The sequence below is a fragment of the Sulfurimonas sp. genome (assembly GCF_028694605.1).
GTDB lineage: Bacteria > Campylobacterota > Campylobacteria > Campylobacterales > Sulfurimonadaceae > Sulfurimonas.
Map to the genome: position 1 here is coordinate 116,422 of NZ_JAQVKP010000005.1, position 20,146 is coordinate 136,567.

The 20,146-nt window shown below is 38.5% G+C and carries 23 protein-coding genes; 4 read left to right on the plus strand and 19 right to left on the minus strand.

The annotated features are described in order from the left end of the window. Positions 1 to 5: 5 nt before the first annotated feature. The 9 genes from PHY84_RS04460 to PHY84_RS04500 are packed head-to-tail and all read right to left on the minus strand — an operon-like array spanning position 6 to position 7,073. The gene (locus PHY84_RS04460) at positions 6 to 953 is read right to left on the minus strand and encodes a hypothetical protein (RefSeq protein WP_299858153.1); all 948 of its coding nucleotides are present in this window, start codon (positions 951 to 953) and stop codon (positions 6 to 8) included. Beyond that, the gene (locus tag PHY84_RS04465) at positions 953 to 1,621 is read right to left on the minus strand and encodes an ABC transporter ATP-binding protein (RefSeq protein ID WP_299858154.1); all 669 of its coding nucleotides are present in this window, start codon (positions 1,619 to 1,621) and stop codon (positions 953 to 955) included. The genes PHY84_RS04460 and PHY84_RS04465 overlap by 1 nt, the downstream gene beginning before the upstream one ends. Next, on the minus strand, positions 1,621 to 2,796 hold the full coding sequence (locus PHY84_RS04470) for an FtsX-like permease family protein (RefSeq protein ID WP_299858155.1): 1,176 nt from the start codon (positions 2,794 to 2,796) through the stop codon (positions 1,621 to 1,623). Before PHY84_RS04470 ends, PHY84_RS04465 begins: the two co-directional genes overlap by 1 nt. Next, positions 2,786 to 3,070, minus strand: a complete 285-nt coding sequence (locus PHY84_RS04475) for a hypothetical protein (RefSeq protein WP_299858156.1) — start codon at positions 3,068 to 3,070, stop codon at positions 2,786 to 2,788. Before PHY84_RS04475 ends, PHY84_RS04470 begins: the two co-directional genes overlap by 11 nt. Further along, positions 3,063 to 4,145 (minus strand): nitrous oxide reductase accessory protein NosL, encoded by a 1,083-nt coding sequence (locus PHY84_RS04480; RefSeq protein ID WP_299858157.1) that lies wholly within the window; start codon positions 4,143 to 4,145, stop codon positions 3,063 to 3,065. Before PHY84_RS04480 ends, PHY84_RS04475 begins: the two co-directional genes overlap by 8 nt. A gap of 28 nt (positions 4,146 to 4,173) precedes the next feature. Beyond that, positions 4,174 to 4,653, minus strand: a complete 480-nt coding sequence (locus PHY84_RS04485) for a DUF4149 domain-containing protein (protein WP_299858158.1) — start codon at positions 4,651 to 4,653, stop codon at positions 4,174 to 4,176. Between the two features lie 3 nt (positions 4,654 to 4,656). Further along, the gene (prmC, locus tag PHY84_RS04490; protein WP_299858159.1) at positions 4,657 to 5,484 is read right to left on the minus strand and encodes a peptide chain release factor N(5)-glutamine methyltransferase; all 828 of its coding nucleotides are present in this window, start codon (positions 5,482 to 5,484) and stop codon (positions 4,657 to 4,659) included. Next, positions 5,466 to 6,722 (minus strand): M48 family metallopeptidase, encoded by a 1,257-nt coding sequence (locus PHY84_RS04495; RefSeq protein ID WP_299858160.1) that lies wholly within the window; start codon positions 6,720 to 6,722, stop codon positions 5,466 to 5,468. The genes prmC and PHY84_RS04495 overlap by 19 nt, the downstream gene beginning before the upstream one ends. A 60-nt stretch (positions 6,723 to 6,782) precedes the next feature. After that, positions 6,783 to 7,073, minus strand: coding sequence for a Dabb family protein (locus PHY84_RS04500; RefSeq protein ID WP_299858161.1), 291 nt, complete (start codon positions 7,071 to 7,073; stop codon positions 6,783 to 6,785). A 161-nt stretch (positions 7,074 to 7,234) separates the two neighbouring features. On the opposite strand from PHY84_RS04500, the gene PHY84_RS04505 reads away from it, so the two are divergent. Beyond that, positions 7,235 to 7,609 carry a c-type cytochrome gene (locus PHY84_RS04505; protein ID WP_299858162.1) on the plus strand — a complete coding sequence of 125 codons (375 nt, stop codon included), beginning with the start codon at positions 7,235 to 7,237 and terminating at the stop codon, positions 7,607 to 7,609. On the opposite strand, the gene PHY84_RS04510 is transcribed toward PHY84_RS04505, so the two are convergent. From PHY84_RS04510 to gatB, 4 genes are read right to left on the minus strand one after another with little or no spacing between them, the layout of a single operon-like run. Next, positions 7,606 to 8,496, minus strand: coding sequence for an NAD(P)H-dependent glycerol-3-phosphate dehydrogenase (locus PHY84_RS04510; RefSeq protein WP_299858163.1), 891 nt, complete (start codon positions 8,494 to 8,496; stop codon positions 7,606 to 7,608). The genes PHY84_RS04505 and PHY84_RS04510 overlap by 4 nt on opposite strands. Continuing rightward, positions 8,489 to 9,193 (minus strand): NAD-binding protein, encoded by a 705-nt coding sequence (locus PHY84_RS04515; RefSeq protein WP_299858164.1) that lies wholly within the window; start codon positions 9,191 to 9,193, stop codon positions 8,489 to 8,491. The genes PHY84_RS04510 and PHY84_RS04515 overlap by 8 nt, the downstream gene beginning before the upstream one ends. Then, the gene (locus PHY84_RS04520; protein ID WP_299858166.1) at positions 9,190 to 10,755 is read right to left on the minus strand and encodes an ion transporter; all 1,566 of its coding nucleotides are present in this window, start codon (positions 10,753 to 10,755) and stop codon (positions 9,190 to 9,192) included. The genes PHY84_RS04515 and PHY84_RS04520 overlap by 4 nt, the downstream gene beginning before the upstream one ends. Continuing rightward, positions 10,756 to 12,180, minus strand: coding sequence for an Asp-tRNA(Asn)/Glu-tRNA(Gln) amidotransferase subunit GatB (gene gatB / locus PHY84_RS04525; RefSeq protein WP_299858167.1), 1,425 nt, complete (start codon positions 12,178 to 12,180; stop codon positions 10,756 to 10,758). It lies immediately after the preceding gene. 145 nt (positions 12,181 to 12,325) lie between these two features. On the opposite strand from gatB, the gene PHY84_RS04530 reads away from it, so the two are divergent. From PHY84_RS04530 to PHY84_RS04540, 3 genes are read left to right on the plus strand one after another with little or no spacing between them, the layout of a single operon-like run. Next, positions 12,326 to 13,462, plus strand: coding sequence for a hypothetical protein (locus tag PHY84_RS04530; protein ID WP_299858168.1), 1,137 nt, complete (start codon positions 12,326 to 12,328; stop codon positions 13,460 to 13,462). A gap of 13 nt (positions 13,463 to 13,475) precedes the next feature. Beyond that, the gene (locus PHY84_RS04535) at positions 13,476 to 13,871 is read left to right on the plus strand and encodes a hypothetical protein (RefSeq protein ID WP_299858169.1); all 396 of its coding nucleotides are present in this window, start codon (positions 13,476 to 13,478) and stop codon (positions 13,869 to 13,871) included. Continuing rightward, positions 13,858 to 15,180, plus strand: a complete 1,323-nt coding sequence (locus PHY84_RS04540; RefSeq protein ID WP_299858170.1) for a diguanylate cyclase — start codon at positions 13,858 to 13,860, stop codon at positions 15,178 to 15,180. Before PHY84_RS04535 ends, PHY84_RS04540 begins: the two co-directional genes overlap by 14 nt. A 105-nt stretch (positions 15,181 to 15,285) precedes the next feature. On the opposite strand, the gene PHY84_RS04545 is transcribed toward PHY84_RS04540, so the two are convergent. From PHY84_RS04545 to PHY84_RS04570, 6 genes are all read right to left on the minus strand, one after another. Further along, a complete protein-coding gene (locus PHY84_RS04545) occupies positions 15,286 to 16,128 on the minus strand; it encodes a serine hydrolase (protein ID WP_299858171.1) in 843 nt (280 codons plus the stop codon). Positions 16,129 to 16,225: 97 nt separating this feature from the next. Continuing rightward, the gene (locus PHY84_RS04550; RefSeq protein WP_299858172.1) at positions 16,226 to 16,489 is read right to left on the minus strand and encodes a hypothetical protein; all 264 of its coding nucleotides are present in this window, start codon (positions 16,487 to 16,489) and stop codon (positions 16,226 to 16,228) included. A 15-nt stretch (positions 16,490 to 16,504) separates the two neighbouring features. Then, the gene (locus PHY84_RS04555) at positions 16,505 to 17,182 is read right to left on the minus strand and encodes a F0F1 ATP synthase subunit A (RefSeq protein WP_299858173.1); all 678 of its coding nucleotides are present in this window, start codon (positions 17,180 to 17,182) and stop codon (positions 16,505 to 16,507) included. An 81-nt stretch (positions 17,183 to 17,263) separates the two neighbouring features. Further along, positions 17,264 to 18,340 (minus strand): tRNA pseudouridine(13) synthase TruD, encoded by a 1,077-nt coding sequence (locus tag PHY84_RS04560; protein ID WP_363317887.1) that lies wholly within the window; start codon positions 18,338 to 18,340, stop codon positions 17,264 to 17,266. After that, on the minus strand, positions 18,301 to 19,122 hold the full coding sequence (locus tag PHY84_RS04565; protein ID WP_299858174.1) for a bifunctional riboflavin kinase/FAD synthetase: 822 nt from the start codon (positions 19,120 to 19,122) through the stop codon (positions 18,301 to 18,303). The genes PHY84_RS04560 and PHY84_RS04565 overlap by 40 nt, the downstream gene beginning before the upstream one ends. A 92-nt stretch (positions 19,123 to 19,214) precedes the next feature. Then, a complete protein-coding gene (locus PHY84_RS04570; RefSeq protein ID WP_299858176.1) occupies positions 19,215 to 19,985 on the minus strand; it encodes an inositol monophosphatase family protein in 771 nt (256 codons plus the stop codon). Positions 19,986 to 20,146 lie beyond the last annotated feature (161 nt).

Sequence of the window (20,146 nt, forward strand, 5' to 3'; positions counted from 1 at the left end):
ATTCCTTATAACAAAACGCCGTTTTTAATATAGTAAAACAGCACATAAAGTGTCAGCAATATAACATAAAGAGAATTAAACAAAAGTGAGATTTTATATCCACTTGCAACCTTTGGCATAAAACCGATAATCATCCCGTGAAATGTTCCTAAAAACAGAGCTGTGTAGAGAAAATAGCCGACATAGTAGTAGTCACTCTGCAAAAAACAAAACGGGCAGCGGTGCGATGGAAGCTCATATATGTATGTTCCAAAAAAGAGGATGAGCGATACAAGCGAAACAGGAAGAAAAAGAGTGTTGAGCATGCTAAAGAGATACTTTTTCTTTAAAAAAAAGAAGAGAAGAATCAAAAAATAGTTTCCATAAAAAGCAAGCAGCAAAAGAGAGCTGTCTATCTTAAAAAGAGTTGAGAGTGCTGAAGTGGAAGAACTTGAATAGATACTGCCGCAACAACTTACCATCTTGTCTATCTCTATATCTTGAAACATTCTAAAATCAAGTATGAGTTCAAGCAAAAGAGATAGAAAGAATGCTAAAAAAAGTCCAAATTTTAGCTTTGTGTAGGGTTGATTTTTGTCACTCATATCTATACTATGGAGTTTGAGCCAAGAAGCAAAAAGATAGAGGTTGATGATTTTGAGAGCTATAAGATACATCCCGCTTTGCGTGGCATCCACAACTCCCGCAGCACACATGGCACCGGTAATAACGCCAGATATTTTGTCAAGTGTAAAGATAAAAAAGGCAAAAAGCGGTACTTTGACACTAAAGATATACTTGATGATGGTTGCCGCCAGAAAACTCTGTTTTTCAAGGCTATATTGCAGCGGAGTGGTTGCATCGGCATCCCATTTTAAAAATATCCTAAAGCTTAGCACAAATGCGACTGCGCCAAACAACCCAAAGAGTAGGTTGAGTATGAGAATGGCGAGAACTTCGGGGGTAAGAAGCATTAGAGAATCTTTCCTTGAGAAATCTCTATCTCTCTATCGACAACATCAAGTCCAAAGAAAAGAGGATCATGTGTCGCTATAACAATGGTTTTTCCCTCTGCTTTAAGCTCTCCCACTATCTCTACAAAGGAGAGTGAGAGCTTGGAGTCGAGGTTTGCGGTTGGCTCATCGGCGAGGATGATTTGCGGGTTGTTGATGTTTGCTCTGGCAATCGCCACTCGCTGCTGCTCACCGCCTGATAGGTTTTTGACAAGCTGTTTTGCCTTGTGCGCTATATGAAACATCCCCAAAACACGCTCAAGTTTCGCTTTTATCTCTTTGGCATCAAGATTTATCGGTACAAGCGGCAGAATGATATTTTCTTCCACACTAAGCGTTGGTATAAGGTTGTACTTTTGAAAAACAAACCCTATGGTGTTGCGCCTAAAATCAGAAGCAAAACTATCGGGAAGTTTGGAGATTCGCTCATCTGCTACAACCACCTCGCCGCTTGTGGGTTTGCTGAGTGCGGCAACAAGCGAGAGAATCGTACTCTTTCCGCTCCCGCTTGATCCTCTCAGTACGACAACCTCTCCTTTTTTTATCTCAAGATTGATATTATCAAGCGCAATTACGCTCTCGTTTTGGTTTACCTCATACTTTTTTACTACATCTATCAAGCGTATCATTAGCGTATTACCTCATCTGCTTCAAGTGTTGCGCTTCTCCATGATGGAATGATGATAGCAGCAATGTAGAGCGGCACTGTAAGAAAAAAGAGAAGTGCAAGTGTCTGCACATCTAGCACAAAAGGGAGTGCAAAAGATGTTTTGAGCTGCGAATAGCCGGAAAAAATCTCCCGTAAAAGCGGTGCATGAAAGATATAGACAAAAGCAAGTGCAAGTGAAATCCCGACAAGATAGGCAAAAAGTGAGACTATAAAACCTTCATAAAATTTCTCTCTTAGCACGTCATCAACTCTCCAGCCGATAGCTTTTAGTATGCCAATCTCACGTTTTTGCTCGCTGCTCAGTCCGCTTGCCCTGTCATAGATGATGATAAAAAAAGCAAAAAGAGCAGTGGTAAAGAGTGCCAAAAAGATACCGCTTTTATAGTCAAAGATATTTTGATAGCTGATTTTAAGATCATCCTTGGTGATAACTCTTGTGTCGGGATAGAGAAGTTTGATTTTTGAGGCGATGGTTGCCACTTCGTTGAAATTGGCTACACGCACAACGATATCGGTCGCTTTGCTCTGCTTTATATCAAAAATCTCTCTCACACCCTCTTTACTCATAAGGATAATATCGTTAGACTCAAGCTCAGTCTGAGCTTTGAAAACACCGCCGATATCTACTCGCTTGAGCGAGCCATCAGGTTTGATAAAGTTAAAATACTCTTTGTAGTAGTTCGCATCCATCACTCGTTTCACTCCCTCACCCACAAGCATGGATGTTCCTGTAAAATCAAGCTTTGTTGCAGCATCTACAAATGATTTTTTATACTGCTCTTCATACTCATCTATGCCCATAAGCGTAAAGTTTACCCCCGCATTTTCAAAGTAGTAATACCCCCACACCCTTGCCACTGCACTCTCTACGCCGTGAAGTTCTAAAATCGCATCCATGAGGGCGACATCTATCTCGTCATGCCGTCCTGCTTTAATCTTTTGCACTGTAATCTCAGGGAGTGCTTCTACGGTTGCATGAAGTTCGTATTTTATGGAGCTTGTGATAAAAAATATGGATGAGAGCAGAAAAATTAGAAGCGTTAAAACCAAAGCGACAAAAACGGTTTTATATTTTTGGCGCAACAGCGAGTTGATAGCATACTCAACGATATAGAAATTAATCCTACTTCGCATCATTTGCCTTGTAAACATAAGTAGAGGCAAAATAATCTCTCAGCGTTCCATCGTCTCGGTAAATAGAAAAAAAATCGCTCATGCTTCTATGTCTGATGTAAGAAGCCTCTGTTGAAATCGCCAAATCTGCAAGCCCTACAGTAGCAACAAATTCTCTCTTTTTTGCAAAATCCGCTTCATTTTTTGTAGAAGAGAGATAAAAAATCTCCACCACTACAAAACCAAAGAGTAGTAAAAAAGCCCCGAGCAAAAAAGCACTTTTTTTATTAGTCAAGTTTTTCAATCTCTTTTTTTGTGATTGCCTCAAACCCAATCACTTTATGCCCTTTGTGATCCATGCTAAAAGCTGACGCCTCTTTTTGGGTAGCAAAGGGAATCAGCTCATTGCCCATAGGACCATATACATCGCTTCCGATGACATAAAACGCCTTGGTCGCATCAAGTGTTTTTTGGGAGTAGTAGTCAGTTACAATCATCTTGGAGATACCGTCTTTATGGTCAAAATAGTACTTCATCATATCTTTTGCACCATCAAAAGAGAAGTGCGTATCTTTGTAAAAAATCTGCGCTGCCCATTTTGGATACTTGTAAACAAACATACCGCAAATCGGGCATTTCTCATCTTTTGTCACCTGAATAATATTTTGCTTGGATGCACCTTCACCAAATCTTTTTACCTCCCACATATAAAGCGAAAGTGGCTGAAGCTCCTGCTCTGCGAGTTCACCGCAGAGTTTTTTTGTTACCAAATCCGCTTTGAGTTCATTGATTTGCAGATAGTGATGAATATCAATCTCTTTTTTGCAGTTTTTCTCAAAGATTTTTTTACCCATAGGATAAACCTGCTTCTCTTTTTTCATCTGAACCATTGCAATGTCAGCTTCAAGCGAACTCTGTGCCATAGATAGAGCTTTTTTGAAGTCAACGACCTCGCCGCCATGCTCCATGTTAAAATCCTCTGCTGCCTCTTTATCTTTAAATGCAAGCTTGCTTACTTTAGACATCGTTCCTAGTACATCCGAACCGACAACATAAAAGGCGTCTTTTGCGCTTATAAGCTTTTGCGAAACAACATCTACAACCTGCACATCGTTTGTATCAATTTTGAACTCATGCATATCTACCGCCAAACATCTTATAGAGCAGTACTGTCTTTGCGGATGATTGTGGATTTTTGCGGCATGGGAAGTTTTGTAGTAGGTTTCCAGCTTCATACCACACACGGGACACCACTCTTTTTGTGACCCTTTTTGAACCAGCTCAGGCGCAATCGTGGCAGATTTTGTAAAAGTTTCCGCACCCAAAGAAAGAAAAAGAGAGAGGAGAAGAAGAAGGATTTTATGTAGCAAGATGCACCTCTTTTGAAGAATTTAGAGGCTATTTTATCCTAAGAAGCATTAATCTTCTTATAAATAATATAAGTATTGCTATTGCTAAAATCTTAAAATCAAGCTCACTTGCCTGATGGAGACTCTGAAATGTGTCACTCAGTGTTGCCTCTTCGCCAAGCCTTTGCATGGAGATGATTTTTGGCGCATATACTCCGCTAAACATAAGAGCAGAAAAAATAGCAGTAACGGAAGCGCCAAAGAGTACGGCATCCCTTTGTCCGTTTTTGTACATAACTATCTCATACACCGTGATGACAAAGGCCCCAAGAGAAACCCAGTAGCTAAAACGGCGAAAAATCTCCGCCATGATAACTCCCTCGTTGTAGTTGCTCAGCTCTACTCCGTAAAGAAGATTTTGGGTGTTAAAAACTACTGGAGCGACAAATGCACCAAGAACAACAACTGCGCCAAAAGTTGCAGCCAAAAGAAGCAGATAACCAAAATCAATATAAATATTACGCTTCATAAATTATAACCTTAGTGTAAAACCCCTGTCAAAACCACTGTAATCTTTATAAAAAGAGAGTGATTGGATGGGCCTGTTTTTTAAATAGCCGCGTATTTTATCTTTTTGGTCATAACCCATCTCACAGCTAAAAAAGTTAATCTCTCTCTTTAAGAGTTCATCAAGAAGTTCTTTGATGATCTCATCTCCATCTTCTCCTCCAAAAAGTGCATTTTGCGGCTCATAGGAGAGGTTTGATTCTAGTGTGGCAGCATTTGCAATATAGGGAGGGTTGGAGACAAGATAGTCTATATGTTCAGTTATGGGTTGTAAAAGTGAACCCTCTCTTAACTCGATTCTATCCGTAAGTCCAAACTTTTGGATATTTTTTTGTGCGATAACAAGAGCATCTTTGGAGATATCCACCGCTATAAATCTTGCATTTGGTAAAAACTTTGCAAGCATGATAGATATGATTCCGCTGCCCACTCCCACTTCTGCAATAGTAAGCGGTGCGCTTTTGTCTTCAATGTTTTTTAAAACCTCATCTATAAGAAGCTCAGTCTCAGGGCGTGGGATGAGTGCGCCTTTGGCGATAAAAAACTCCTCACTGTAAAAACTCACCCTCTGTGTTATGTACTCCAGCGGCTCATTTTTAGCTCTGCGCCCTACCCACTCCAAAAGCATCTCTCTCTCTTTAACCTCATCTTCTTGGTGCGTCAAAAGCCAAAGCTCATCCACATCCAGATGATACATCAAAAGCAGTTGCGCTTCTCTTGAAGCCCTCTGTATATGAGCAAGAGTTTGTGCAATCTCTCTAAGAGCATCTTTGACTAGATATCTGCTTGACATGCCGCCCCTAAAGCACTTTTATCAGTTCCATCCAGTGCCACGCCAAGCTCTTTGAGACGCTCTAAAACCGGCGGATGGGTGTAGTGAAAAAAGATATAAAGCGGATGGGAAAGCGGAAAACTTTTGTTCTCATTGACAAGCTTTGTGAGTGCATTTGCAAGCTCAATCGCTCCTGCTGCTCCGCCAAGCTCACTTCCCATCCTGTCCGCCGCATATTCGTTGCGTCTGCTTACAACTCCCATAAGCGGCATCATCAAAAAGCCAAGAACGGGCATAAAAAGAAGCAACAAAATCATAATCGCATAAGGAGCCTCTTTGATACCAAGCTCTGCATAGAGCGAGGATGGAAGATTGCCAAATAGCGCAAACATCCCAAAGAGCATCACACCCACCATAGCGATATTTTTGTAGATATCGCCATGCGCAAAGTGTCCAAGCTCATGTCCCAAAACCGCCAAAAGCTCTTTTGTGGTCAGTTTTTCTATAAGCGTATCAAAAAGCACCACTCTTTTCGTCTTGCCAAGCCCGCCAAAATAGGCATTTAGTCTTGCATCTCTTTTACTTGCATCGCTCACAAAAACGCCGGAACTGACAAAACCTGTTCTATCCATCAACTCTTTTATCTGCGTATCGAGTTCCTCGTTTTGAAGGGGTGTTAGTTTATCGAAAAAGAGTGCACGAAAGGTTGGAAAGAGCATATTGACAAGAACAACAACCCCAAAAATAAAGAGAAAACTCCATAGCCACCAGAGTGCAAAATTGGAGATGATGGCATAAATACCCCACACCACAAGCGAGCCAAAAAGAAGCGTCATGGCAAAAGAGATAAGCGTATCTTTGACCCACTGCTTCATGGTTGATTTGTTAAAACCAAACTTTGTATCTAGCACAAACTTCTCATAATAGCCAAAAGGAAGAGAAACGAGAGAATTTATAACTAAAAAACCCATAACGATGCCAACACTAAGAAGTGCCTCGCTCTCAAAATAAACGCTACGCTCCAAAAACTTTATCCCAAAACCGACCCAAAACAAAAAAGCGACATACTCCACAAATGCCGAAGCTATGCTCATCTTCTCTTTGGCAACACTGTAATTTCCGGCTTTTATAAACTCACTTTCACTTAAAAGTACTGCTTTGCCTCGTTTTGCTTGGTTTACATAACCTATCTGCATCACGCTGATATACATAGTTAGAAGTACAAAAAGCGTATAGATTCCTACAATCGTCATTACCATAAAACTGCCTTTAGGATTTAATTTTTTCGCAATTCTAGCATTTAGAGGTGCCCTTTAGCTTTATAAAATATAGTCAACCACTTTTGACTCCAAAGTCACAGACTTTATAAACTCTACCACTTTGAGATGTTCTGGGTGGATGGCATAAGCGTCAAGGTCTTCTTTAGTCTCAAAAGTAGAGTAAAGAGAGAGGTCAAAAGCCCTCTCGGAGTTTGTAAAGTTTACCCCTACTTCCATAGATTTGAGTGATGGAACAAGTGCAACAAGTGCGTTTAGCCTCATCGCAACCGCTTGGATATTTGCTTCTTTGTTTTCTTCTTTAAATTTAAACATAACGATATGGACAACCATGCAATACTCCTTTTTTTGTAAAATTTTAGCTGAAAATTATATCATCAAAAGTTAAGTTTATTTGTCGGTGCGGTAATAAGGACACCTCTAAAAAAAACTTGCACTCTTTTAATAATTCTATGTTATAATCCTGATTATTCGAATTTATAGAAGGTTTTATCATGAAAAAAATAGTTGGTTTATCTTTGATGCTCGGCGTTTTCTCTATTGTTTGTGCTTCAGATGCGGCTGTAGAGGCTCTTGCGGTTGCTAAATGCGGTGAGTGCCATCTTATGGGTGAGATAACAAAAGAGAAATTAAGCAGTATGAAAGCACCTCCTTACTGGGCGATTGCTAAAAAAGCAAGAGAGAAGTACGAAAAAGAGGAAGATAAAATCAAATATATCGTTGATTATGCTTTTTCTCCGACAGAAGACAAGATGCTATTTCCAAGAGAGACAAAAGAAAAGTTTGGTGTTATGCCTTCACTCAAAGGAAAAGTAACAGAAGAAGAAATCAGGATGATTTCCACTTACATCTTAGAGAAAAAATTCTAATTTGCAAGAAAATTGCGGAGGCTTACGTGTGGGTCTAAGCCTTCTAGCATATTGTAAACCTCGCGCGCTATGGGTAGATAGAGATTTTTTTCCTGAGCGATAGCGTAAAGTGCGTATGCCGTACCTATGCCCTCTGCGACTTCTCCTAGTTCTTCTAGTATCTCATCAAGCGGTTTTCCTTTGGCGATGCCAAGTCCTACACGAAAGTTTCTGCTCATAGTTGATGATGCCGTCAAGAAAAGGTCCCCTGCCCCGCTAAGCCCTATAAATGTTTCATCTTTTGCTCCGTAAGAGAGACCGAAACGGTGCATCTCGACAAGCCCTCTTGCGATAAGTGAAGCCGCTGCGTTTTTACCAAGCCCCAAACCCTCACAAATGCCCGCTGCTATAGCGATAACGTTTTTATACGCTCCTGCAACCTCCGCACCTACGACATCGCTAGAGATATATGTTTTGATAAAAGAGGGGAAAAGTGAAGCAAAAGTTTTACTCAACTCCTCATTTGTGGAGTTAACAACCAGTGCCGTTGGAAGTGAGCGCATAACTTCTGCGGCAAAAGATGGACCCGACAAAAACGCGATGTTCTCTTGTGGAACATAGGCATCATAAATCTCATTTAAAAATCTTCCCGTAGTCGCTTCTATGCCCTTTGAGGCAACCAATATTTTTTGGTTGGCGTAGATAAAATTTTCTCTAAGCCATGAAGCGATTTGCTGGGCAGGAATGGCGATGACGAGATACTCCATTTTTAAAATCTCATCAAGTGATACAAAGTTTTTCAGCTCTCTTGGCGTTCTTGAGGTAATAAAAACCTCACACCTCTCGCTCAAGGCAAAAGCCAAAGCACTCCCCCACTTCCCTGCCCCAATCACTCCTACTTTAGTCACATCTGCTCCCTGTCATATTTTCAAACTCTTTGATGTCTTTTGCATATCCCACAATAATAAAGAGGTCATCTTTATCAATGATATGGTGCTTTATTTTGTGCGAATAGATAAATTCACTACTCATATCTTTGTTCACAAGTGCCAAAACCACCACACCATACTTTATACTCCAGTCTATCTCAGCAATCCCCTTGCCGATATATGCGTTATGTTCGTTGATTTTGACCTGTGCTATCTTGAGTGCGCCGCTTTCAAACAAAATAGTATGAAAAACTTCCTTAACAATGGGCTTTTGCAACATCTCATCAATCATTTCAGCTGTTGTTTGCACAAGCGGAATTACCTTGTTGGCACCCGCCATTTGGAGTTTGCTTGCCGTTTGTTTGTTGTTTGAGAGTGCTATAATGTTTAAATCTGCAAAAGTAGAGCGAAGTGAGATAGTCAAAAAGATATTTTCCGCACTATCTTCTAGTACGCAAAATGCAATAGAGCTTTCTTTATCGATATACTCATCGATGTTGCTCCAGTTATCACTCAAATCAAAACTTCTTACCTCAATTTCATGATTTTCATATATCATCTTTGCATCACTCTCAAGAGTATAGATGATAATTTTTTCATATCCGTTTTTAAGATTTTTAGCAATCTCAAGCGCATAATCATTGTAGCCAAAAATGAGAGCTGTTTTTTGTTTCATCGTCTTATCTTCTTATGCAGATATTTTTCAAACTCTCCCATGAAGGCGTGATTTCCTATAACAAGCAAGTAATCACCGCTCTCAATCATCGTATCTTCTATGGGGTTAAAGAAAAATCTCTTTGTGCTTTTTTTATAAATCCCAAGCAAGATAATTCTAAATTTAGCACAGTTTAACTCACTTACGTAGAGTATATTTTGGCTCATTCTCTCATCTACCAAAATCTCTTCTACATCCACACCATAATAGTCATTGCGAAGCGCATGAATAACTTCAAAAGCAACGGGTCGCCCTGTAAGCTCCTTTGCAATCATCCCGACAAGCCCTTTTGGATAAAATATCTCATTTGCACCTGCAAAATTTAGCTTTTTTCTATTTGCATCGTCCATAAGCAGAGATATAATGTTGACATCTTTGCTGATAGAACGCACAGTGAGCGTAGTGTAAACATTTTCAACATCACTCTCTCGCAAGCAAAGAATCGTCTTAACTTGCAAATTGATATCTATGCCTAGTTTTTGATAACTCTCAACATTTCCAGGGTCATAATTAATCGCTATTAGTCCATCTTTTTTCGCATTTTCAACTCTTTGTACATCTTCATCCAAAACAATAATGCTTATTTTAGAGCTTTTGAGTTTTTTCACAACCTCTTGTGCCACACTTTCATAGCCGCAGATAAGATAAAAATATTTCAATTCTCGGATAGTGTCAACTGTTCGTATCTCTCTAACTTCATCAAGTTTTTCAGTAAAAGCGGAGACAACGATGGATGTCATAAATGCCAAAACTGAGACACCGGTGATGATGACAAAAATCGCCACCATTCTCCCCTCTGTTGTTACAGCAACAATGTCACCATAACCAACCGTCGCTATCGTTACTACAGACCAATAAATGGAATCGAAAAGAGTATTGATTGGAGATTTTGGGTTTTGTGCTTCCATAATATAAACAAGCACGGAAGAGACAAAAACAACAATGGATGAGAAGATAAAAAGAATAAAAAACTCAAATTTTTTCGTAGCAAGCACAGAAGCAAAAACTTGAAAACTTTTTGTATAGCGAAAGAATTTAAAAACCCTAAAAACAACGAAAAGGCGCAATAATCGCAGTTCATGAAAAAGCGGCAAGATGGCAAGCAAATCTATGATTGCTTTTATGGACAAAACAAACCGCAACTTCTCTTTGGCGGCACCTAAAAGTGCTTTGTAGAGATAAAACTTTCTGCCAAGAGAAACAGCTTGTTCGCTCTTTTTGATGATAATTTCGCTAACACTGCTGCTTATCCAAAACCTTAAAGCATACTCAACAAGAAATATAAAAGAGATAACATAGATGTTAAAAATCTTTAGATAGATATTTATCTCAGATTTTACTTCCACTATCAAAATGGCAACACTTAAAAAAATAAGCATTATCATAAAGATATCAAAGTATTTTTTATAGTGGTATTTGTCGTTTTCTAAAATATCATAAATAAAACGCTTCTTACTCTGGTAAGATTGGGACGAATGTAAAAAATAGGCAAAATCGACCGCTAATCTTGTAAAAAAATTCATCTACCCCAGCTTTGCTTTAAGTATCTCGTTTACTGTTGCAGGATTTGCACTTCCTTTGGACTCTTTCATTACTTGACCGACAAAGAAACCAAAAAGTTTATCTTTTCCGCTTTTGTACTCTGTCACTTTGTCAGTGTTGGCAGCGATAACCGTATCGCAGATTGCCTCAAGCGCACCTGTGTCGCTTACCTGCTTAAGCCCCAATGCCTCAATCGTAGAATCCACATCGCCGCCTTTTTCCATAAGAGAGTCAAGTACCTCTTTTGCCGCTTTGCCGCTTATAGTACCATCCTCAATTCTTTTTACCAAAAGAGCTAGTTTTTTTGCTTCTACCGGAGAATTTGTGATGTTGACTTCACCCTTAAATCTTCCAAGAAGCTCTACCGTTAGCCATGTAAGCGCATTTTTAGCACTAATACCCTCTTCCATCATACTCTCAAAGTAGTGCGCCATCTCTACAGCCGATGTCAGTACACTTGCATTGTACTCATTCATGCCGTAATCACGCACGAAACGCTCCATTTTCTCATCTGGAAGCTCAGGAATCACGCTAAACTCTTTCATCATATCATCGGTGATTACCGCTTTAAGCAAGTCCGGCTCAGGAAAGTAACGATAGTCAGCCGCCTCTTCCTTGCCTCTCATAGAGCGTGTCTCTTGTCTTATCTGGTCGAAAAGGCGTGTCTCTTGAACTATCTCTTTTTCGTAAACTCTATCTTCCCAAGCCTCTATCTGACGTTCAACTTCAACTTCTATAGCTTTTTGGATAAAGCGAAATGAGTTGATATTTTTTATCTCGACACGAGTGTAGAGCTTCTCATCACCCCTCGGACGGATAGAAACGTTTACGTCAACACGAAACGACCCCTCTTGCATGTTTGCATCGCCTATATCAAGATAACGGATGATGGAGTGAAGTTTTTTAAGATAAAGTGTTACCTCATCTGCACTTCTTAAATCAGGCTCGCTGACAATCTCTAAAAGCGGCGTTCCCGCGCGGTTCAAATCGACTTTTGAGATAGCGCCGTCATGGATATTTTTTCCCGCATCCGCTTCTATATGCGCACGGTTGATACGGATAACCTTGTGTGAGCCGTCTTCAAAGTCTATGCGCAACTTCCCATGCTCAACCACAGGAGTGTAGAGCTGTGTAATCTGGTATGCAGAGGGGCTATCAGGATAAAAGTAGCTTTTTCTGTCAAAATAAGAGGTTTGGTTAATGGTAGCATCAATCGCCGTACCAAACATAACAGATTTATGAAGCACCTCTTTGTTTAAAACGGGAAGTGCGCCGGGGAGTGCGAGACATGTCGGGCATGTGTTGGTATTTTGTTTGTGGTTAAAGCTGGTAGGGCAAGAGCAAAAAAGTTTTGTTTTTGTGTTGAGCTGAACATGGACTTCAAGTCCGATAACTACTTCAAACATAGTTTTCCTTGATAAAAATGGCAATATTAGGAGGATTTTATCCAATTAATGCTTTTAAGTTTCATAAACATTACAAAATGTAAATTTTGTAGTATAATTTTTTACTATGAAAATAAAACGTTTATTTTACAAAATTTGTATTTTTTTGTTAGCAACATCTGTTTATTCAAGTGAGTTTGACATAAAAACTTTCGGAACGATAGGCGGCGTGTATAATGACAACAGTAATTATATATATAGAAAAGACATCTTCCAAAAAGATGGTTCATCAGATGATTTGAGTTTTAAAACAGACACCCTCATCGGCCTGCAAACTTCACTTTACATCAATGAAAAATTTTCTCTTTTGCTTCAAGGCATAGTAAATAACAACTACAATGACGAAGTAAAAGCAAAAATTGACTGGGGATATCTAAAGTATGATTCAGGCGAAAACGTTATAGTTAAAATCGGAAGAATTAGAACGCCTTACTATAAAAATTCCGATAACCTCAATGTAGGATACTCAAATCTTATGATAAGAGAAAGCGTTGAAGTTTACGGCCAAGTTCCTTTTTCATCCTACAACGGTATTGAAGTCATTTACTCAAATATCATAGATAGATATTTTTACACACTTCAGGCAAATTACGGCAGTGCAGAACTAACCGTTCCCATCCATTCGCTCAACCAAAAAGCAAATGTAGAAGTTGATGATTTGTATTCCTTAAACATCACATTTGGAACAACTGCACTTCAAGCCAGATTTACATACTTAAACGCCGATATAACCGCATCAAACGCTTCTTTGGAACAGCTCTTTAGTGGTTTACGTGCGTTTGGACTAAATGAGCTGGCAGATAAGTATGAATTTAAGGATACATCATCTGAGTATATGGGTGTTGGACTGTTTTTGGACTACAACAACATTCTATTTTCTACAGAATGCGGACATAGAAAAATTCCTAGTTTTTTTGCGGATGTTCATGGCTACTATGCTACATTGGGGTATAGTTTTGACAAGTTTATCCCTTTTATAACATACGCAAAAAGTAAAATGGATGTACCTACCTATGAAGCAAATACGGGTGTAGCTGCCTTAGATGCCCTACTTCATGCTCAAAATCTGGCACAATCATCAAAAACAATCGGCGTAAAATACTTTATTGATGAAAACTTTGATTTAAAATTTCAGTATGAGCATGTTGTACCAAAAGGCGATTACGGAAGCTACCACTTAAGCTCTCTGCAAAAACCTCAAAAGCTGAATGTTTTCTCATTTGCGTTGGATTTTATATTTTGAGTGGGCTTGGCGTATGAAAATTATTTTCTCACTACTGCTTTTTGTATGTTTTATAGATGCGAAAGTTGTAGTAGTGACAAATAAAAAATCTCAGCTAAACGCCATTCCAAAAGAGATAGTCCAATATCTTTACTTAGCAAAAACAGATAAAGTAGAAAGCGTAAAAGTAAAACCGATTCTCTCAGACGATAAAAATCTGCACGATGAATTTTGCAATACCATCTTATGTAAAAGTGAATCTCAGTATAACAGCTACTGGGCTAGACTTGTTTTTACAGGGAGAAAACCCATAGCAAAAAGATTGGAATGGGGTGAGATGGTCAAAAAGCTTCAAGAACCAAACACTATCGCTTATATAGACAAAAAAGATTTGCGCAAGGAGTGGAAAGTTATTTATGAAGAAAACTAACAAACTGCTTCACTTTTACCACTCGCTCTCTATTCTTAAAAAATTCTTGTTTGCACCGACCATCGGGCTTGTTCTTGTGTTACCGTTTTATATTTTTGCTTTTTTCAGTATGCAGGATATAAAAAACTCGGTACAAGAGTTTAACAGCAAACTAAATCCGCTGCAAGAGACTGCCTACAACAACATACTTTTGCTTGAAAAAATAGCAAACGATATCAACAGTGCCGTTACTGCAAAAGAGGCAGAATGGATAGAGACAACAGAGATTCATGCACAAAAGATGAGAAAAAATCTCCATACATTTTTTAAAAGTACCTATAAAAAAGATGCTGAAGATGCGCTAGTAGCTTTTGATGTCTATTATGAAAAAGTTAAAAATATTTCTCAAAAAATCATCGAAAATGAGAACTGCTACACAAGTATAGAGGATGATACCAAAAAAATTATTGCAGACTATGATGCTCTTTATGCATCACTAAATAATTTAAAACTAAAAATAAAGCAAGAGATTGCAATCAGAGGAAACTCCCTCTATGAAGATACAAACTTTTTATTGCTTAATGGAAATTTTATTTTTATTGCATGGCTTATTTTATCTGTACTTATTGTTTTTGTCGTCTATAGAGATATTCGCTACAAGATAAATACGATAGTCGAGGACTCAAGAGAGATAGCAAGGGGTGATGTTGACTTTGAAAAAAGGCTCTGCATTGTCTCTTATGACGAGCTTGGTCAAATCATAAGGTCAATAAATATCTTTATCAATAAACTCCATAAAAGCCATCAAGAACTCTCTGTGGCAAAAAAAGAGCTAGAAGGTTTATATGTAACAGACAGACTTACAAATGTTTACAACAGAGTAAAAATTGATGAGATAATCGAAATTGAGCTCAAAAAGAAAAAAAGATACGACCATACATTTTCTGCTATTTTAATTGATGTAGATTATTTTAAACTTGTAAACGACACATACGGTCATCTTATCGGTGATGCGATTTTAAAAGAATTTGCTGCAATTTTAAAAGAGAACGTTAGAAATACCGACTATGTAGGCAGATGGGGCGGCGAAGAGTTTATAATCATATGCCCGCAAACGAATCATAACGGAGCACTCTCTTTGGCTGAACATCTTAGAAGCAAAATCGAAGAATCTAACTTTACTACGGTAGGTAAAAAAACAGCGAGTTTTGGTGTAGCTGAGTGCGGTGAGAAAGATGACATCACATCACTCATAGACAATGCAGACAAAGCCCTCTATAGAGCAAAAAAAGGCGGTCGTAATCAGGTTGTTTGTTGCAACCAGTTATGATAGTTTTCTCGAACGGTTATTATGTTTTAAAAAGCTTTTTGCTTTATAAAGATTTTCTCCTGCACAGAGAAAACAGTTCAAATGGCAGATAACACCAAAAACAGCTCAGACATGTCCCTTTTTCTGTTTTATTGTATCGCCTTTTTTTACATTTACTAACTCATCAAGCGCTTTTTTGGCATTAACCCATCTGTTTTCTGCATTAAGCATAACAAGCAATACATCTTTTTCACCTTTTTTGCCTCTTGCGATTAAACATGCACCAGCCTCATTTGTGTAGCCTGTTTTTACCCCGACTACATACTTGTTTGCTCTTTTTAATTTGTTGCTTGTATAGACCTGAAACTTTCTATTTGTATTTAATGTAGAAAAGCTATATGTATTCAAATTCACGATTTTATTAAATGTAGTATTTTTTATAGTATATTCCGTCAACTTCATTAAATCAAATGCCGTACTTTTATGATTCGGAGTATCAAAACCGGCTGGATTTGAAAAATTTGTATGCTTCATCCCAAGTGTTTTTGCTTTCTTGTTCATCATCTCCACAAACGTATCTTTACTCCCTCCACCCAAATAGTAGGCAATCGAATACGCGGCGTCGTTTGCAGATCGTATAAGTGCAACATGCACTAAATCACCAAGCCTCACTTTGTCCCCTACTTGCAAACCAAGCTTTGTAGGTTCAACATCTATCATAGGTTTTGTTATAGTTACTACATCATTCATTTTGCCACTCTCAATAGCTAAAATAGATGTCATTATCTTTGTCAAACTTGCAGGTCTTACCAACTTTTCTTCATTTTTTTTAAAAATTGTTTTATTGCTTGATAAATCTTTTACTATGATTGAGTCCAACTCTTTTTCTATTTTATGAAAAACATCAGCCTTGTTGGCGCTTAGTGGAGTTAAAATAGACAAAATAAAAAAATAAATTAAATATCGCATGTAAAACCCTTTACACTTAAAATTAAGTTATATTTCAGATTTTAACGAAAAAATCTTAAGATATCTTTATTTTTAGCAATATATCGGCATTAGAACGCTATTTTGTGTGTTTGAAGTAAATCTTTTCTAAAAGTTCAGTCTGCCTTTGTGCTTCATAAAGCTTCTCTCTGTTTATAGCAAATGCATCAAGTGCCAAAACAAGAAAAAATGAGACAACAACAAAAGCTACTGTTATAAAAAAAGCAAAAGAAAATCCAAAAGGAGAAAAGAGCTGAAAGGTGATGATTGCACCGATGATGACTATTGCCCATGATGCTCCAAGCAAAAAGCTTACAATTCTGTCGAATTTTTCTTTTTGCATAGATGGAGTATTGTTTTAGTGGTGCTCTTCTACAGCGATAGCACTACCGATATAAACGTAAGTAAGCATCATAAAAATGAACGCTTGCAAGAATGCCATGAAAGTTAGAAGTGCATAAGGAATCATAGGAAGAACCCACGGAGCCAGCATCAAGATAACCATCAAGAACATATCATCCCCTTTAACGTTTCCAAAAAGACGGAAGCTAAGGGAAACAAGGCGAGAAAAGTGAGAAACTATTTCGATTGGGAACATCAACCAGTATAACCACCAAACAGGCCCTAAGAAGTGTTTGAAGTAGTTCACAACACCTTGACGGCGGATACCCTCAAAGTTATAGTAAACAAATACTGCAAGAGCAAGTGTAAATGCAAACTCTAAAAACGCAGTAGGCGCTTCAAACCCAGGGACAACACCGATAAGGTTAGCGATACCTACAAAAAGACCGATAGTAGCAACAAGAGGAAGATAACGGCGAGCAGCTTCTTGCCCCATAACATCCGTTCCCATTTTAAGAACGCCTGAAATGTACGCCTCCATTACATTTTGAGCTCCTGTTGGAACTACTTTCAAGTTTGACATAGCCATCTTTACAAGTACCAAAGCGATACCTGCAGCAAGTAGCATATGTGTCATATAGATAAAGGCCTTTTCGTGAGAAATTAGACCGAAAAATGTAAACAATTCACCCATGGGTGTACTCCCTGTCTCGTAAAAATTGTGTGATTATAGTAAAATTTTAATTAAACTTTTATAATACAGAAAAAAATTTATCTATTTTTTTCTGCTTTTTTCCTGTTTTACGTCTTTTGCGCTGTAGTTTTTCCCTGCAATGCTCTCTAAAAACACAGTTGCATACGCACCTTTTGGCATAGTAAAAGACAATTGCAACATTGTCTCTTTTTTTACATATTTGCACTCGATGTCACTTGGGTAAACAAGAGCTTCACGCCTTGCTCCTTTTTCTTGCAAAAAAGCATCATCGTACTTTTTCTCTATCTCTGCAGCATCGTATTTTGCACGGAAAGTATCTCTACCGCATAAAAGCCCGGTTGGAACAACTTTTTTTGCTGCAAACTCTTTTGAGTGTATCAGCTTTGGTGTAGATAGTTTGCCGTCTTTTGCAACAAAAACATCACCGCTAAGAAGCGCAAACTCCGATGAACCGCTCTCTTTGCTGAACATTACCCGCTCCCTTAACCACTCATTGAAGTAGTAGCTCTGATAAACTGAAATCAAAAAGCTCTTAAGTTTTGCATCTTCGATAAAAAGTTCACCCTTTATCATCTCTCTAGCCTGCTCTATACTACCCGCATCACGCCCAAATCTCTGGTAACCAAAATAGTTTGGAAGTCCGCTTTTGGCAATTTTTCTAGCAACTTTTTCTATTTTGCCGGCATCCATCGCATCAAGTTCATATAGATTGATGCTAAATCTGTTTCCTGCCAAATCTCCCATTCTAATGGAGTGCGAATGTCTTGTTTTTTCTAAAATCTTTATCTGCTTGTGCTGGAAGTTGTTCAACGCTCTCTCATGTTTCGACTCCAGCGAAATATACTGCGTTGTTGTTGCATGCTTGTCTTTAAGCCCTGCGTAACCTATCTTTTGGGCATGGACATTAAGCAACTCGGCAAATACGGCTATCATGTCCCATGTAGTAAGCTCAACTTTTTGCACCTTTAGTATAAGGTAATTGCCTCTGCCCAAAAACTCTTCCATAGGAATTTCATCAACCACGAAATCCCTCTCATTTTGATAAAATTTAAAGTCTATATCCTGCGTGCTTAGTAGATATTCTCTATCTAACTCATTTATAACTGTAGAAATTTTAGCTCCTTTGAAGCGATTAATATGTCTTTTTTTATCGCCTTTTTTAACTCTTCAAGCGATGCAAATTTTTTGTTTTCTCGTATAAAGTTGACAAAACTGATGCTTGCCCTCTCTTTGCACGATACCTCGCCATCAAGGATATGGCTCTCAAGAGCAAAACTTCCATCCGTTGTTACTCTGTGACCTACAAAAGAGACCGAGGGATGAAAGTGCTCCTCATCATCAATGCGGGTTAGTGTCGCATAAACACCCTCTTTTGGCATTAAAAACCCTTCTGCTTCTATGTTTATGGTAGCTACAAGCTCTTTTTTGCCTATGCCCTGCCCTGAGACAATATCCCCTTTTACAGTATAGTTATGTCCTAAAAAAGCGTTAGCTCCTATAATATCTCCAATTTGAAGCTTGGCTCTAATCTTGTGGGAGTGAACAGAGTCACTGTGTAAGCAGACCTCTTCTACTACTATAACCTCTCCGTCAAAAAGCTCTTTTAGCTCTCTGTGCGAATATTTTCTATCTTTTCCAAAGTGAAAATCATACCCGACAACTATCTTTTTGAGTTTTGGAAATTTCTCTTTTAAAAAAGCTATAAACTTTTCTCCGCTTAAATGACGGATGCTCTCTAACTCAAGATAAACAAGCGGAAAATGCGAAAAATGCTCACGCTCTTTTTTTGGAGTAAGATTTGCATAGCCTGTCTCTATAACAACTACTACTCCATCTTTATCAAGTGCGTTAAAAAGTTGCTGATGCCCTATATGCATCCCATCAAATCCGCCAATCGCAATAGAAGTGCAATTTTTCAAAGGCTCTCTCTTTCTCTTTAGTATAATCCCATGATTTTAGCAAAAAGATATCTGTTTTCTCATTAAATAAATGGCGAGAAAAGATAGAACGGTTATGTCTCTATCTGCTTGAGTACGGCATCATGCACCAAGCCGTTGCTGCTTAGTATGATATGGTCATCAAGGCTGTACTCATCGCCTTTTTCATTGGATATCTTTCCAAGCGCCTCTGTGACAACCAGTATCCCCGCCGCCACATCCCAAGGTTTAAGATTGCACTCATAGTACGCCTCAAACTTGCCGCATGCAACATAACACAAGTCTATTGAAGCAGCACCAGTTCTACGAATATCTCTTGTCAAAGGAAGCAGATTTGCCATTGTTTTAAGCACCCACTCATAATCTTTCCCTTTCGTAACTTTGGTATAAGGAAACCCCGTCACGATAAGAGAGCGCTGCAAATCAGGCTCCTTTGATACATAAATTTGCTTGCCGTTCAAAAATGCACCTTTGCCGCATTCTGCACTAAAACACTCATCTAAAACAGGATTGTAAACTACTCCCGCAAGAGGTTTGCCATCTTCCCAGATTCCTACAGAGATAGCACAAAATGGCAGACTATGAACAAAATTTGTCGTCCCATCAATTGGGTCAATATAAATCGCTTTTCTAGGATGTACAATCTCCTTTGTACTCTCCTCTCCAACAATCTCAAAATCTGTAAACACCTTTTGTAAATTTTTACTCAAACGCTCTTCAATTGCCACATCATACTCGGTAACAAGATCAACCGTACCCTTGTAGCGCACCTTTTTATCTGCGTGATACCCTTGTAAAAAAAGCTCACGACAATCTATAACAATATTTATAAGTTCAGTCATCATCATGACGCAATTGTATTCTAAAAAAATTAATTTAAAAGTGGGATAAGCTGTTTTTAACTTAAATTTTTGCTTTTGATTTTATACTTTGAAAGTTCGATGTTTGGGGAATTTGTAAGTGGTGGGTTCTAAGTGACTTGAACACTTGACCGCCCCGTTATGAG

Excerpts from the sequence above, each read along its gene's own strand:
- PHY84_RS04520 (WP_299858166.1), bottom strand. The coding sequence starts at position 10,755 with ATGAATTTTTTTACAAGATTAGCGGTCGATTTTGCCTATTTTTTACAT.
- PHY84_RS04550 (WP_299858172.1), bottom strand. The coding sequence starts at position 16,489 with ATGCAAAAAGAAAAATTCGACAGAATTGTAAGCTTTTTGCTTGGAGCA.
- PHY84_RS04500 (WP_299858161.1), bottom strand. The coding sequence starts at position 7,073 with ATGGTTGTCCATATCGTTATGTTTAAATTTAAAGAAGAAAACAAAGAA.
- PHY84_RS04485 (WP_299858158.1), bottom strand. The coding sequence starts at position 4,653 with ATGAAGCGTAATATTTATATTGATTTTGGTTATCTGCTTCTTTTGGCT.
- PHY84_RS04505 (WP_299858162.1), top strand. The coding sequence starts at position 7,235 with ATGAAAAAAATAGTTGGTTTATCTTTGATGCTCGGCGTTTTCTCTATT.
- PHY84_RS04515 (WP_299858164.1), bottom strand. The coding sequence starts at position 9,193 with ATGAAACAAAAAACAGCTCTCATTTTTGGCTACAATGATTATGCGCTT.
- PHY84_RS04470 (WP_299858155.1), bottom strand. The coding sequence starts at position 2,796 with ATGCGAAGTAGGATTAATTTCTATATCGTTGAGTATGCTATCAACTCG.
- PHY84_RS04555 (WP_299858173.1), bottom strand. The coding sequence starts at position 17,182 with ATGGGTGAATTGTTTACATTTTTCGGTCTAATTTCTCACGAAAAGGCC.
- prmC (WP_299858159.1), bottom strand. The coding sequence starts at position 5,484 with ATGTCAAGCAGATATCTAGTCAAAGATGCTCTTAGAGAGATTGCACAA.
- PHY84_RS04535 (WP_299858169.1), top strand. The coding sequence starts at position 13,476 with ATGAAAATTATTTTCTCACTACTGCTTTTTGTATGTTTTATAGATGCG.
- PHY84_RS04540 (WP_299858170.1), top strand. The coding sequence starts at position 13,858 with ATGAAGAAAACTAACAAACTGCTTCACTTTTACCACTCGCTCTCTATT.
- PHY84_RS04545 (WP_299858171.1), bottom strand. The coding sequence starts at position 16,128 with ATGCGATATTTAATTTATTTTTTTATTTTGTCTATTTTAACTCCACTA.
- PHY84_RS04465 (WP_299858154.1), bottom strand. The coding sequence starts at position 1,621 with ATGATACGCTTGATAGATGTAGTAAAAAAGTATGAGGTAAACCAAAAC.
- gatB (WP_299858167.1), bottom strand. The coding sequence starts at position 12,180 with ATGTTTGAAGTAGTTATCGGACTTGAAGTCCATGTTCAGCTCAACACA.
- PHY84_RS04460 (WP_299858153.1), bottom strand. The coding sequence starts at position 953 with ATGCTTCTTACCCCCGAAGTTCTCGCCATTCTCATACTCAACCTACTC.
- PHY84_RS04495 (WP_299858160.1), bottom strand. The coding sequence starts at position 6,722 with ATGGTAATGACGATTGTAGGAATCTATACGCTTTTTGTACTTCTAACT.
- PHY84_RS04570 (WP_299858176.1), bottom strand. The coding sequence starts at position 19,985 with ATGATGACTGAACTTATAAATATTGTTATAGATTGTCGTGAGCTTTTT.